Origin of the sequence: Sinorhizobium americanum, assembly GCF_001651855.1 — a bacterium.
In the GTDB taxonomy this organism is placed as follows: Bacteria; Pseudomonadota; Alphaproteobacteria; order Rhizobiales; family Rhizobiaceae; genus Sinorhizobium; species Sinorhizobium americanum.
In genome coordinates, this window is sequence record NZ_LNQC01000044.1 from 234,662 (window position 1) to 248,626 (window position 13,965).

At 62.8% G+C, this 13,965-nt stretch carries 13 protein-coding genes; 9 read left to right on the plus strand and 4 right to left on the minus strand.

The window, feature by feature from the left end; genetic code table 11:
- Positions 1–88 precede the first annotated feature (88 nt).
- The 5 genes from hflK (at position 89) to ATC00_RS08300 (ending at position 4,403) form a co-directional block, all read left to right on the plus strand.
- Positions 89–1,171, plus strand: coding sequence for an FtsH protease activity modulator HflK (gene hflK / locus ATC00_RS08280; RefSeq protein ID WP_037386837.1), 1,083 nt, complete (start codon positions 89–91; stop codon positions 1,169–1,171).
- Complete coding sequence (hflC, locus tag ATC00_RS08285; RefSeq protein ID WP_037386835.1) at positions 1,168–2,100, plus strand: protease modulator HflC; 933 nt, start codon at positions 1,168–1,170, stop codon at positions 2,098–2,100. The genes hflK and hflC overlap by 4 nt, the downstream gene beginning before the upstream one ends.
- 7 nt (positions 2,101–2,107) lie before the next feature.
- On the plus strand, positions 2,108–2,293 hold the full coding sequence (locus ATC00_RS08290) for a DUF2065 domain-containing protein (protein ID WP_012708553.1): 186 nt from the start codon (positions 2,108–2,110) through the stop codon (positions 2,291–2,293).
- Between the two features lie 6 nt (positions 2,294–2,299).
- Complete coding sequence (locus ATC00_RS08295) at positions 2,300–2,686, plus strand: ACT domain-containing protein (protein WP_037386830.1); 387 nt, start codon at positions 2,300–2,302, stop codon at positions 2,684–2,686.
- A 208-nt stretch (positions 2,687–2,894) separates the two neighbouring features.
- Positions 2,895–4,403, plus strand: a complete 1,509-nt coding sequence (locus ATC00_RS08300; protein ID WP_037386827.1) for a Do family serine endopeptidase — start codon at positions 2,895–2,897, stop codon at positions 4,401–4,403.
- Positions 4,404–4,442: 39 nt separating this feature from the next.
- Here the strand turns inward: ATC00_RS08300 and ATC00_RS08305 are convergent, their stop codons facing one another.
- Together ATC00_RS08305 and serB are read right to left on the minus strand one after the other, a co-directional pair.
- Complete coding sequence (locus ATC00_RS08305) at positions 4,443–5,015, minus strand: GNAT family N-acetyltransferase (protein ID WP_037386822.1); 573 nt, start codon at positions 5,013–5,015, stop codon at positions 4,443–4,445.
- Positions 5,012–5,899, minus strand: coding sequence for a phosphoserine phosphatase SerB (gene serB, locus ATC00_RS08310; RefSeq protein WP_037386820.1), 888 nt, complete (start codon positions 5,897–5,899; stop codon positions 5,012–5,014). Before serB ends, ATC00_RS08305 begins: the two co-directional genes overlap by 4 nt.
- Here serB and miaA point away from each other — a divergent pair.
- Complete coding sequence (miaA, locus tag ATC00_RS08315) at positions 5,898–6,809, plus strand: tRNA (adenosine(37)-N6)-dimethylallyltransferase MiaA (RefSeq protein ID WP_064252492.1); 912 nt, start codon at positions 5,898–5,900, stop codon at positions 6,807–6,809. The genes serB and miaA overlap by 2 nt on opposite strands.
- 11 nt (positions 6,810–6,820) lie before the next feature.
- On the opposite strand, the gene ATC00_RS33900 is transcribed toward miaA, so the two are convergent.
- Both ATC00_RS33900 and ATC00_RS08325 read right to left on the minus strand, forming a co-directional pair.
- Complete coding sequence (locus ATC00_RS33900) at positions 6,821–7,252, minus strand: hypothetical protein (RefSeq protein ID WP_037387274.1); 432 nt, start codon at positions 7,250–7,252, stop codon at positions 6,821–6,823.
- A gap of 454 nt (positions 7,253–7,706) precedes the next feature.
- Positions 7,707–9,689: an ATP-binding protein gene (locus ATC00_RS08325; protein ID WP_173827767.1), complete on the minus strand. Its 1,983-nt coding sequence runs from the start codon at positions 9,687–9,689 to the stop codon at positions 7,707–7,709.
- 266 nt (positions 9,690–9,955) lie between these two features.
- On the opposite strand from ATC00_RS08325, the gene ATC00_RS08330 reads away from it, so the two are divergent.
- The 3 genes from ATC00_RS08330 to ilvN all read left to right on the plus strand — a co-directional run bounded on the left by ATC00_RS08330 (position 9,956) and on the right by ilvN (position 13,911).
- A complete protein-coding gene (locus ATC00_RS08330; RefSeq protein ID WP_037386813.1) occupies positions 9,956–11,296 on the plus strand; it encodes an Ig-like domain-containing protein in 1,341 nt (446 codons plus the stop codon).
- Positions 11,297–11,538: 242 nt separating this feature from the next.
- Entirely contained in the window at positions 11,539–13,317 is a 1,779-nt protein-coding gene (locus tag ATC00_RS08335; protein ID WP_037386810.1) for an acetolactate synthase 3 large subunit, read from the plus strand.
- Positions 13,318–13,338: 21 nt separating this feature from the next.
- Entirely contained in the window at positions 13,339–13,911 is a 573-nt protein-coding gene (gene ilvN, locus ATC00_RS08340) for an acetolactate synthase small subunit (protein WP_037386807.1), read from the plus strand.
- Positions 13,912–13,965: the final 54 nt, after the last annotated feature.

Consider the following 13,965-nt stretch of genomic DNA (forward strand, 5'->3'; position numbering starts at 1 on the left):
ACATGATACCTATAACGGGATCACGTCGTGACCGGCCGCATGTCTGCGGGGCGTCCAGCGAGTGAATATTCTTTGAAGAGAGGTTTTGATGCCCTGGAGCAATCAGAATGGCGGCGGCGGCCCGTGGGGCGGCGGCGGCAATCAAGGGCCATGGGGTCAGGGAAACAGACCGCGCGGAGGCCGGGGCGGCCCGCCGGATCTGGAAGAGATCATCCGTCGCGGCCAGGATCAGCTGAAGAACGTCGTTCCGGGCGGCTTCAATGGCGGCATCTTCGTCATCGTCGGCCTGCTGATCGTCGGCTTCCTGCTGCTGAATTCGATCTACACCGTCCAGCCGGATGAACGCGGCGTCGAGATGCGCTTCGGCAAGCCGAAGGAGGAAATCTCCATGCCCGGCCTGCATTACCACTTCTGGCCGCTCGAAACCGTCGAGATCGTCAAGGTGACGGAGCAGCAGCTGAATATCGGCAGCCGCGTCGGCGCCCAATCGAGCGCCGGGCTGATGCTGACCGGCGACCAGAATATCGTCAACGTGCAGTTCTCGGTGCTCTTCTCCGTCACGGATCCGAAGTCCTATCTCTTCAACGTCGAGAATCCGGCCGACACGCTGCAGCAGGTGGCCGAGAGCGCCATGCGCGAGGTTGTCGGCCGGCGTCCGGCCCAGGACATCTTCCGCGACAACCGTCAGGCGATCGCCGCCGACGTCAAGAACACCATCCAGGCGACAATGGACACCTATGGCGCCGGCATTTCGGTGAACACGGTCGCGATCGAGGATGCGGCGCCGCCGCGCGAAGTGGCCGACGCCTTCGACGAGGTGCAGCGTGCCGAACAGGACGAGGACCGCTTCGTCGAGGAAGCCAACCAATACGCCAACCAGGTGCTCGGCAAGGCACGCGGCCAGGGAGCCCAAATCCGCGAAGAGGCAGCCGCCTACAAGGACCGCGTCGTCAAGGAAGCCCAGGGTGAGGCGCAGCGCTTCATTTCGGTCTATGACGCCTATTCCAAGGCGCCGGAGGTCACCCGCAGACGGCTTTACCTCGAAACCATGCAGGATGTTCTCGGCAAGTCGAAAAAGGTCATTCTCGACGAGAAGAACGGCCAGGGTGTGCTGCCCTATCTGCCGCTCAACGAAATCGGCAGGCCCGCGCAGTCGGGAGGTACCCAATGATAAACAATCGCAGTTCCATCATTCTCATCGTTCTCGCGGCGCTGCTGGTGGTCGTCTACTCGTCGGTGTTCGTCGTCAATGAGCGCCAGCAGGCGATCGTCGTGCGCTTCGGTGAAATCCGCGACGTGAAGACCGAGCCGGGGCTTTATTTCAAGCTGCCCTTCGCCTTCATGGATGCCGATCGCGTGCAATATGTCGAGGACCAGGCGCTCCGCTTCGACCTCGACAATATCCGCGTGCAGGTTTCCGGCGGCAAGTTTTACGAGGTGGACGCCTTCGTGGTCTACAGGATCGCCGATCCCCGCCGCTTCCGCGAAACGGTGTCCGGTGATCGCGAATCTGCCGAAGCGCGGCTTCGCACGCGTCTCGACGCATCGCTGCGGCGCGTTTACGGCCTGAGGGGTTTCGAGGCGGCGCTTTCGGACGAGCGCGCCTCGATGATGCGCGAGGTTCGCGCCGATCTTCGGGGAGACGCGGAATCGCTCGGTCTCAACATCGAGGACGTCCGCATCCGCCGGACGGACCTGACCCAGGAAGTCTCGCAGCAGACCTACGACCGCATGAAGGCGGAGCGTCTGGCCGAGGCGGAACTGATCCGCGCCCGCGGCAACGAAGAGGGCCAGCGCCGGCGCGCCATTGCCGATCGCCAGGTGGTCGAGATCGTCGCCGAAGCCCAGCGCGATTCGGAAATCCTTCGAGGTGAGGGCGAAGCCGAGCGGACGGGCATCTTCGCAGACGCTTTCCAACGCGATCCCGGTTTCTTCGAGTTCTATCGCTCGATGGCGGCCTATACACAGTCGATCGGGAATCCGGATACAACCGTGGTGCTGTCGCCGCATTCCGAATTCTTCCGTTATTTCAACAGCGCGGACGGGGCGGCGGCGCCGCTTTCGCCGACCGTACCGGCGGCGCCTGCGACCGGAGATTGAGCGGACGATGTCCGATCTTTTGACCGGGTTTGCGTTTTTCCTGATCATCGAGGGGCTGGTGTACGCACTGGCCCCTTTGGTTCTTGTGGAATTGGCGAAGCGTTTGCCGTATGTCCCGGAGCATCAGCTGCGCCTCGCCGGGCTCACATCGGTGGCGGTTGGCGTCGGACTTGTTTGGTTGCTTCGAGGGTAGTGCGAAATGCCACATACACTGCTGATCCGGTTGGTCGATGCCGAATATGCGATTACCCGCCTGACAATCGGGTCCGCTATTCCGGAGTGGCTGCCCGGGCCAGGGTTCTGGACCGTTTCGAGTTCGCGCGAGGAGATGACGCTCGTCTGCCGTGCCGCCCGCGTCCCTTCGGGCGTCCAGAGTTCGCTTGGCTGGCGCTGCCTCCGCATCGAGCAGCATTTCAGCTTCGATGTGCCGGGGGTCCTGTCTTCTGTGCTCCGCCCGCTTTCGGCGGCCGGTGTCGGCGTCTTCGCCAATTCGACCTTCAGCACCGACTATGTCTTCGTTGCCGGTTCCGATCTCGAAAAGGCGGTACAGGCGCTGAAGGAGCACGGCCACGAAATCACCAGCTGATCCGCCGAAGATCAGGAAATCGTGTCTGGACGCTCCGGAAATCCGCCGTATCTTCAACAGAAGATCGTTTGCTGCGCGAAGCAGCCGCGGCAACGCCTTGCGGCAGTGGTATAATTCGCCGAAACGAATGGGAAGGGATCACGTGGTGATCGCGGACGACCGAAGTCCGTGGACGGCGTGGCCAACGGAATTACAGGAGCACAGCGACTTGTCGAAACTACCCAAGATCTTCCGCAGCCTGGTGCTGGCGGCTGCGACGGCACTGCTCTTTTCCAATACGGCTCTTGCCGAAACGGCGCTGCCGCGGCCGGCGGCCGGGCCGCCCTCGGTCGCCGATCTCGCCGAAAGCCTGCTCGATGCCGTGGTCAACATCTCCATCTCGCAGAACGTCAAGGCCGACGATGACAATGCGCCGATGCCGCAGGTGCCGGAGGGTTCGCCGCATCAGGAATTCTTCGACGAATTCTTCAAGGGGCAGGGCGGCGAGGGCGGACGCCCGCGCACGGTCAACTCGCTTGGCTCCGGCTTCATCATCGATCCGTCCGGCTATATCGTCACCAACAATCACGTCATCCAAGATGCCGACGATATCGAGATCAATCTCTCGGACGGCACCCGGCTGAAGGCGAAGCTGGTCGGCACCGATACCAAGACCGATCTGGCGGTGCTGAAAGTCGAGCCCAAGAAGCCGCTCAAGGCGGTATCTTTTGGCGATTCGCGGAAGATCAGGATCGGCGATTGGGTCATGGTCGTCGGCAATCCCTTCGGCCTCGGCGTGTCCGTCTCCGTCGGCGTCGTTTCGGCGCGCGGCCGCAACATCAATGCCGGACCCTATGACAGCTTCATCCAGACGGATGCTGCCATCAACCGGGGCAATTCCGGCGGGCCGCTGTTCAACATGCAGGGCGAGGTAATCGGCATCAACACCGCGATCTTGTCGCAGACCGGCATGTCGGTCGGCATCGGCTTCGCCGTGCCTACCGAGCTTGCGATGAACGTCGTCGACCAGCTCAAGGAGTTCGGCGAGACGCGGCGCGGCTGGCTCGGCGTGCGCATTCAGCCGGTTACCGAGGATATCGCCGAGAGTCTGAAGATGGGCGTGCCGAAAGGGGCTCTGGTTTCCGGCATCATCGAGGGCGGCCCGATTGCGCGTGGGGAGATCAAGGCGGGCGACATCATCATCCGGTTCGACGGAACGGAGATCGGCGAAATGCGCGATCTCATGCGTGCCGTCGGTGAAAGCCCTGTCGGCAAGGCGGTAGAGGTCGTCATCATTCGGGACGGAAAGGAGCAGACGGTGCGCGTGACGCTTGGCCGGCTCGAGGATGGCGAGCACCTGGCGGCCGCCGGAACTGGCGGGGAACTGAAAAAAGAGAGCGCCAAGCCGAGCGAGCCGCCGGCCGCTACGTTGCCGGCGACGGATGTCGTCCTCGGTATGAAGCTCGCGGTGCTCGACGCCGATCGCCGCAAGAGCTTTGGAATTGCCGAGAATGTCAACGGCGTCGTTGTGACCGAGGTTCAGCCGAACTCGCCCGCCGCCGAGCGCCGCGTCGAGGCGGGAGACGTCATTGTCGAGGTCGGTCAGGAGGCAATGGACTCGCCCGAAGACGTCACCTCCCGCGTCGGTGAACTGAAGGCCGACGGCCGCCGCAACGCATTGCTGATGATCGCCAGCAAGACCGGCGAGCTGCGTTTCGTGACGGTGCGGATGGAGTAGCGAGGCGTAGCCTTCGAGCTCGCCGGAGAGGCGCCGAAATCAGTTCGGTGTCTTTGCGCCCAGCCTCCATTCGTCCGCCGTGATCGTGTAAAGCACGTGGCGCTTCAGAGGCTGATGCGTGTCGGGCACGCCCGGATGATCGAAGTCGCGAGATGGGTCCGGCCGCATGCCGATGCGCCTCATCACGGCGATCGACCGGGCATTCGTCGCCACCGCGAAGGAGACGATTTCGCCGAGATTCCTTTCACCGAAACCGTGGTCGAGGAGCGCCAGCGCCGCCTCGGTTGCGTAGCCCTTGCGCCAATAGGAAACGGCAAGGCGCCAGCCGATTTCGATCGTGCCGCCGGGCAGATGCGGCGCAAGATGGGTGCGGGACAGGCCGCAGAAGCCGATCGGCACGTCGCCATCGCGCAGCGCAAGCGCGAAGAAGCCGAAGCCCGTCTCGGCGATGGTGCTGGCATTGCGGTCGAACAGCGCATCGGCCGCCGCCCGGTCACGTCGAAACGGAAAAAATTCCATCACCTTCGGATCGTTGTTGATCTCGGCGAAGAGATCGCGATCGCCCTCACGCCAGTTGCGGATGATGAGGCGCTCGGTCTTGCGGATGATCACGTCACGAAATCCGTCTTGCGATAGCCCTGGAGATAGAGGAGGGCTGAGAGATCGCCATGATCGATGCGGATATTCGCCTGTTCGGCAACGACGGGCTTGGCGTGCAGGGCCACGCCGCTGCCGGCAAGCTGCAGCATGCCGAGATCGTTGGCACCGTCGCCGACGGCGATGGCGTCCGCCGTCGAGATGCCGAGCCGTTCCGTAATGTCGATCAGCGCGTCGACCTTCGCCTGCTTGCCGAGGATCGGCCGGGCGACTTCGCCGGTCAGTGCTCCGTTATCTTCCAGGAGCTCGTTCGCACGGTTTTCGTCGAAGCCGAGCTTTTCGGCAATTGGACCGGTGAAGACGGTGAAGCCGCCGGAAACGAGCGCCGTGTAATGGCCCTTCGCCTTCATGGTGGCAATCAACTCGCGTCCGCCGGGGGTCAGGGTGATACGCTTGGCGATCACTTCGGCGATGACCGTGGCGGGTAGGCCTTTCAGGAGCGCGACGCGCTCGATAAGCGCCGGCTCGAAGGCGATCTCGCCGTTCATAGCGCGGGCCGTGATCGCGGCGACCTTTTCCTTGAGGCCGACTTCCGCGGCGAGTTCGTCGATGCATTCCTGGCCGATCATCGTTGAATCCATATCGGCGATGAGAAATTTCTTCCGGCGCGTCTCGGCGTCCTGCACGGCGACGTCGATCGCGGCTCCATCCACCGTCGCCCGCAGCCGCGCTTCGGCTTCATTTGGATCCGTACCGTCCTTGAGGGCGAGGTCGCAGGCAACGCCATCGGCCAGCCAGTAAAGCCCGGATGCCTCAACGGCCACGGCCGCAGCCTCAGCCAGCGCAGGGGTCAGGACAGGATTTGACGGATTGGCGATAAGCGTGGCAACGAGAGCCATGATGAGAAACCTTGAACGAGATCTGGACGCGATCCTGATAACCGGGCCGACCGCCAGCGGCAAGTCCGCGTTTGCGGTGGCGCTGGCGAAGCGCCATGGCGGCGTGGTGGTCAATGCCGACAGCATGCAGGTCTACGACACTTTGAAAGTGCTGACCGCACGTCCCGATGCGTCCGAGATGGGCGGCATCCCGCATTTTCTCTACGGCCATGTGCCGGCGGGGCGCCACTATTCCACCGGCGCCTGGCTGCGCGACGCCGAGGCATTGCTCTCAAGGCTGCGCGGCGAGGGCAGGTTGCCCGTTTTCGTCGGCGGTACCGGTCTCTATTTCAAGGCCCTGACCGGTGGCCTAGCGGACATGCCCGAGATTCCGCCGGCGATCCGGGAGCGGTTGCGAGAGCGGCTGAAGGTAGAAGGGGCTGCCGCACTCCACGCCGAACTCGAACGCAGCGACCGGCAGGCGGCGGCACAATTGCGGCCCGAGGACGGGCAAAGGATCGTCCGCGCCCTCGAGGTCGTCGAGGCGACCGGTAAGCCGATTGGTCTTTTTCAGCAGATGCGCGGCCCGGTGGTGGTCGATCCGGACCGAGCCCGGAAGATCGTCGTGCTGCCCGAACGGTCGCTTCTTCACAGCCGGATCGATCGGCGCTTCGAGGCGATGCTGGCAGGCGGAGCGGTCGAGGAGGTGCAGGCGCTCCTGCCGCTGAAGCTTTCGCCGGACATGCCGGTGATGAAAGCAATCGGCGTGCAGCAGATCGCCGCGATGCTGAGGGGCGAGATGAGCGAGGCGGAGGTAGTCGCCACGGGAGCGGCGGCGACGCGGCAATATGCCAAGCGCCAGATGACCTGGTTCCGCAACCAGCTCGATGACAGCTGGCGGCGGATCGCGCAGCCAGACGAAGTTCTCTAGGCGCGTTTCGCTCAGCCGATGCCGTGTTCCCGGAGCACGGCCTCTTCGTCGCCGCTCACCCAGCCGAAGATCTTCGGCTCTCCATTGCGCAGCTGGACAAGATAGTGGACCTCGAAGTCGATGACGACATCGGGCCTGCCATCCGCCTCATAAACCGACCGCCAGTCGACGCGGACGAGCGAATGCAGCGCATCGATCGGCGTTATCTTGAGATCGCGGATCTTCAGTTCCCTCGTGCCGATTTCCCTGTAGCGGGCGTAACCCTTTTCCATCGAGGCTTTGAGGCTCTGGTCGTTCTTCCCCGCCATGACGCCCGCCGGCGAGGCCGCGATGAAATCGGATGCGAAGGCGTAGGTCGTCTCGGCTACATCCATTTCCCTGGCGAGCACCCGATTTGCCATGCTCTCGTAGCGCTTGAAAAAGCTACGAAGGATTTCATCCATTGAGTTCCCCTGTCGCGGCGCCGTGCCCGGTTGCCTTGCCGACGGATCGATCGGCGTCTGCTGGTGCTGGACGAGCCGCCACACCTCGCCGGTTCGTGAATAGGTCGAGGTGCAATAGGCCGCATAGGGGTCATGGGCGTCGCGTCGGGCGTCGGCGCGGTAAGCCAATACGAGGAGGCTGTCATTGGGCCGGGCGCTCCTCCGCTCCGTCATCTCCACGTCCAGCCAGCGCGGCGCGCCGTCGAGAGCCCGGATGATTTCCACCCCGCCGAGGATGCCCACCGGCGCAAATGCCATCAGGCATTCGTCATCGAGCAGTTGCTGGTATGCGCCGGCACCTTCGAGCCACAGTCGGCGCTCCCGTTCCCAGGCCTCTTGCTCGTCCATTGCACCCTCCTGTCCGGTTGCTGCGCGTTTTATGGCAACAACGTCGGAGGTCACGATCCGATCCCTGCTATTTGCGGATGATGCTTCCGAGAGGACGCTTCAGCAGGCTCTCGCGCAACGATCCCGAGCGCTGCGGTTCGATTGCGGCGCCCGAGAAGCCGCGCTCCGGCTGCGCCGGCGTGTTCAGCATCCGCGCGGCGTCTCTTTCTGCCTGCCCGGAGAGGATCTGCTCGCGGATCTGATTGAAGCGTTCAAGCTGCGGATTGGTCGGCTCGGATCCGCGCGGCAACATTTCGGGCCGATAGGATTCGAGCGCGGCCGCGGAGAAATCGTCGCGCGGATCCACCGGCTCGACTTCGTCGGTCGCATCGCCGGTACGATCCTCATAGGGAACCGCCAGGGTGCTCTGGGCGGCAAGATAGCTTTGCTGGAAGCTTGAAATGTCCGGCCCGTTCATGGCGCGCATGCGGCTGACGATCGAACGAAGGTCGACGACCGGCGGCGCATCCTCGTCGACTTTGTCGATGATGCCGTGCGCGCGGGGAAGCCTCGCCTCTTCAACCCGGCCGAAGCGCATGCGCATCGGCACCGCCACGGCCTCGCCGAAGGCGATCGCCTCGCCATTGCCGATCGAGGAAATGAAGCTGGTGGTCGAGATCGACGAATTGGAAATTGCCGAACGGATGATTTCCTGGTCGCGGTCATTGGCGAGCCGCATGGCGAAGACGGTCGAACATTGCGACAGGATCGTCGGATCGAGCTCGCCGGGGCGCTGCGTGATGATGCCGAGCGAGACGCCGTATTTGCGGCCCTCCTTGGCAATCCTGGCGATTGCCTGGCGCGTCGGCAGGAAACCGAGCGTCGGATCGGCGGGCACATAGCGGTGCGCCTCTTCGCAGACCACCAGCATATGGATGCCGCCATTGCTCCAGAGGCCGATTTCGAACGCCATGCGGCAGAGCACCGAAGCGACGGAATTGACGACCTCGGATGGGATGCCGGCGAGTTCGAACGTGGCGATCGGCTTGCCTTCGCCCGGTATGCGGAAAATCTTGGCGATCGTGTCCTGGATCGTGTCGGTGATCGTGTTCGATGAGAACATGAAGTGATAGCGCGGATCGTTGATCGCCGAGACGATCTTGACCTTCAGCGAGCGCAGATGCGGCTTGTCGTTGCGGCCCTCGAGCCGGCCGATGCGCTCGTCGATCATCGCCAGCAGATCGGCGATGCGATAGGGGACCGGTGTGTCCGCGGTGATCGAGCTTTTTTCGGTTTGGCGGCGCATCAGGCCAGACTCGCCGCCCTTGAAGGCCTTCTTGGCATCGGGGATCACGTCGCGCAGAATGTCGAGCTCTTCGGGCACGGGCGGCCGGCCGCGAAAGATGACTTCCGCGAATTCCTCGAGGCGGAAGAGCCAGAACGGCAGGTCGAGCGTATCGGTCTCGATGACCACCGCACTCTCCGGAAAGGCGGCCGCGAACTCGTTGTGCGGATCGAGAATCAGGACGCGCAGCTTCGGATCGGCGGCAATCGCCTTGTTGAGCAGCAGGGTGACGGCCGTCGACTTGCCGACGCCGGTCGTGCCGACGATGGCGAAATGCTTGGCGAGCATCGACGGCACATGGATGGTGGCATCGAGGCTTTCGTCCTGCGTCAGCTTGCCGATGACGCAACTGTCCGCCTGCCTGGAATCATAGATCCGCGCAAGATCGGCGGCACGGATACGATGCGCTATGGCGCCGAGATAGGGATAGCGGCTGATGCCGGCCGAGAACTCTTCCTGTCCGTCGGCCCCCTTGAAGACCTCGCCCATCAGTTCGACTTCGATGCGGAAGGTGTTGCTGTTCTCCTCGCTCCATTCCTCGGCCGCGGTCTGCATGGAGCAGACGAGAGCGACGATCCGGTTTGTGCCGACCGAGATCGAGATCAGCCGACCGACCGACCAGAGTTCGGTGAGCGAGGTCTCGCCCCCCTCGGCCACGGCTGCGATGGTCGCGCGCGACCCGTTGCATGCGACGACCCGTCCGAGGAAACGGTTTCCCGGCTTCATGCCGTCGCGGCGATCCTGTTCCCCGGCACTGCTCGGGGCCTGAGTTTCACTGTTGAACAACGCACACCTCGGCTAATAGCGTTCCAGAATAGCGGAACGATTTTAATAAGTGGTTGCACACTCTGTGGCGCCCATCAGGTTCAAACGGCCAGAATGATCTTCGCTCACATCCCTAAGCATTGAGGGATGTCGCGACGCTTGGCCCGTGTTATCCACGACAGGAACCGCGCAGCCATTCATTTCTCCGCGTCGACGAGGGGGAAGCCATGCCGAGCTTGAGCAATGGGAGCGAGTTGATCGTCTGGGAGGACCTCGACAATCAAAGCCCTGATGCGGTCCTCTTCACGATAACGGCATCGAATGGAAATGTTCTCGGCCCCGTCGGCGCACGCGCGGATTACCCTTTTGGTTCGATTGAAGTGGCTTCGATCGACGTGTTCGACGGGTTCTTCACGATCACGACCTTCACCCATGACGGCAGGACCGAGATCGCGACGCCGATCGAGACCCTCGTCTTCGACAACGAGGGGAATTACATTCGCAGCTTGTCTGATCAGGCCGCTTATCTTTCGGCCCAGATCGTCTCAGTGACCGCGGAAAGTCCCGCTGACATCACGGTGACCTGGATCGGTGCAAACCAATATTTTGGCGGCGAGAACACGCAGTACGGCCAACACCAGATCATCCTGCAGGATGGCGCGCTGCAGCTGGACAGCTTCGTCAACCATGTCCCGGTAGCGACCGATATGAGCTTCACGCTTCTCCCTGGCCAGTCCCTCGACGACGTGGCCTTTAGTGCGGCGGACACCGATTTCGATCTGCTGGCCTTCATTGTCGTGGAGGGGCCGGCCCATGGCACGCTGGAACAGGAGACGCGCTACGAAAGCGGCTATTATCCATTCCCTCAGGGTGAATACGGGGGCAGCCTTCACTTTCATCAGGATTTCCTAAGTGGAAACCTGTTCGACTACACTCCCGAGGCGGGTTTTCTCGGGACCGACAGCTTCACCATCTACGTCACCGATGGTCACGGAAACAGCAATCTGGCGACCATCACCATAACGATCACTCCGCCAGCTCAATCGATCACACTAACCGATGCGGCCGAGAAGATCAGCTATCAGGCGTATGACCACGCTGTGCTGGTCGCCGCCGCGGGCGGCAACGACCGGATCGTGGGTAGCCGGTTCGACGATACGCTCGAGGGCGTGGAGGGCAATGACCGGCTGAATGGCGGCGCGGGTAACGACATCCTCAGCGGTGGCGTCGGTCGCGACAAGCTGATCGGCGGGGAGGGAGCCGATTCCTTCCTGTTCGACGTTGCTCCGGGGACGGCAAACTGCGACCGCGTCCTGGACTTCTGCGCGGCCGATGACCTGTTCAGGCTCGACGCCGCCGTATTTGCGGCGCTCTCAGTAGGCACGCTGGACAGCGAGGCCTTGGCTTTCGGCAAGGCTGCGGCCGACGAGGACGACCGCATCATATATGACCAAGCCCGTGGGGAGCTGTTTTACGATGCGGATGGCATCGGGGGCGCAGATGCAGTTCGGTTCGCCATCGTGAGCCGCGGGATTTCGCTCGCCGCGGAGGATTTCCTGGTTTTCTAGGTCCGCGGTCCGGAAAAGGCATTTGGCAAAACAGCGTTGACGGGTCACGGATTTCTGTTTATCAAATCGCCCCATGAAAAATTTCGCGGTTATTCTTGTGGTGGGACGGCGCATGGGCAGGATGGTGTAACCATCCGGCGGTAGCCACCCATGCGCTGAACGAGGCTCCTGATGGGGCCTTTTTTTATGTCCTCAAACAAGCTAATCACCCCAAGCCTTAAAAAAGGGACGGAAGCAGGCCAATGAGCGGAACTGAAAACCAGATGACAGGGGCGGAGATCGTTCTCCAGGCCCTGAAGGACAATGGCGTCGAACACATCTTCGGCTATCCGGGCGGCGCCGTGCTTCCGATCTACGACGAAATTTTCCAGCAGGAAGAGATCCAGCACATTCTTGTTCGCCACGAGCAGGGCGCCGGCCACATGGCCGAGGGCTATGCCCGGTCCACCGGCAAGGTCGGCGTCATGCTGGTCACCTCCGGTCCCGGCGCCACCAATGCCGTCACGCCGCTCCAGGACGCGCTGATGGATTCGATCCCGCTCGTCTGCATCTCCGGCCAGGTTCCGACGCCACTGATCGGCTCGGACGCCTTCCAGGAATGCGACACGGTCGGCATCACGCGGCCCTGCACCAAGCACAACTGGCTGGTCAAGGACGTCAACGATCTGGCCCGCATCATCCATGAGGCGTTCCGCGTCGCCCAGTCCGGGCGTCCGGGGCCGGTCGTCGTCGACATCCCGAAGGATGTTCAGTTCGCGACCGGCACCTATACGCCCCCTTCCGCCGTTCCGACGCAGAAGAGCTATCAGCCGAAGACGCAGGGCGACCTGAAAAAGATCGAGGAAGCGATCGCTCTGATGAAGTCGGCGCGCCAGCCGATCATCTATTCCGGCGGCGGCGTCATCAATTCGGGACCGCAGGCTTCCCACTTCCTGCGCGAGCTGGTCGACCTCACCGGCTTCCCGATCACCTCCACGCTGATGGGGCTCGGCGCCTATCCGGCCTCAGGCAAGAACTGGCTCGGCATGCTCGGCATGCACGGCACCTACGAAGCCAACATGGCGATGCATGACTGCGACGTCATGATCTGCATCGGCGCCCGCTTCGACGACCGCATCACCGGCCGGCTCAACGCGTTTTCGCCGAACTCGAAGAAGATCCACATCGATATCGATCCGTCGTCGATCAACAAGAACGTCCGGGTCGATGTTCCGATCCTCGGCGACGTCGGGAATGTCCTCGAAGATATGGTCCGGCTGTGGCGCGCAGCGGCAAAGACGGTCGACAAGGCGCGTCTCAATGATTGGTGGGGTGCCATTGCCAAGTGGCGGGCGCGCAATTCGCTGGCCTATACGCCAAACGACGACGTCATCATGCCCCAATATGCAATCCAGCGGCTCTACGAGCTCAGCAAGGATCGCGACACCTACATCACCACCGAGGTCGGCCAGCACCAGATGTGGGCGGCGCAGTTCTTCGGCTTCGAGCAGCCGAACCGATGGATGACCTCGGGCGGCTTGGGGACGATGGGCTACGGCTTTCCGGCCGCCATCGGCGTCCAGGTCGCGCATCCGGAGAGTCTCGTCATCGACATTGCCGGCGACGCCTCGATCCAGATGTGCATCCAGGAAATGTCCTGTGCGGTCCAGTACGGGCTGCCGGTCAAGATCTTCATCCTCAACAACCAGTACATGGGCATGGTCCGGCAGTGGCAGCAGCTGCTGCACGGCAACCGCCTGTCGCATTCCTATACGGAGGCGATGCCCGACTTCGTCAAGCTGGCCGAAGCCTATGGCGGCGTCGGCATCCGTTGCGAGAAGCCGGGCGAACTGGACGATGCGATCCGGCGGATGATCGACACGCCGGCGCCGGTGATCTTCGACTGCCGCGTCGCCAACCTTGCCAACTGCTTCCCGATGATCCCGTCCGGCAAGGCGCATAACGAAATGCTGCTGCCCGACGAGGCGACGGACGAAGCGGTTGCGAATGCGATCGACGCCAAGGGCCGCCAGCTCGTTTGATGAAAAGGTAGGAACAAGAGAATGAGTGCACATCTTCAGCCGACGGGTTCCGCCTATTTCATCGCCAAGGAGACGCAGCTTGCGGAGACCCATACGCTCTCCGTCCTCGTCGACAACGAGCCGGGCGTGCTGGCCCGCGTCATCGGCCTTTTTTCCGGCCGCGGCTACAACATCGAAAGCCTGACGGTCTCCGAGACCGAGCACGAGGCGCATCTGTCGCGCATCACCATCGTCACCCGCGGCACGCCGCACGTGCTGGAGCAGATCAAGAACCAGCTCGAGCGGCTCGTGCCGGTGCACCGCGTCGTCGACCTGACCGTGCGCGCCGCGGGCCTCGGCCACGACCGACCGGTCGAGCGCGAGTTGGCGCTCGTCAAGGTGCATGGTTCAGGCGAGCACCGCGTGGAGGCGCTGAGACTTGCCGACGCCTTCCGTGCTTCGGTGATCGACGCCAATATCGATCACTTCGTCTTCGAGATCACTGGCAAGCCGTCGAAGATCGAGCAGTTCATCGCCATCATGAAGCCGCTCGGACTCATCGAAGTGTGCCGTACGGGTATTGCGGCGATGAACCGCGGACCGCAGGGGATGTGAGGGATTGCGCGCCTTTGGTGCGCGCCCGTCCCCAACCCCTCCCCACAGGTGGGA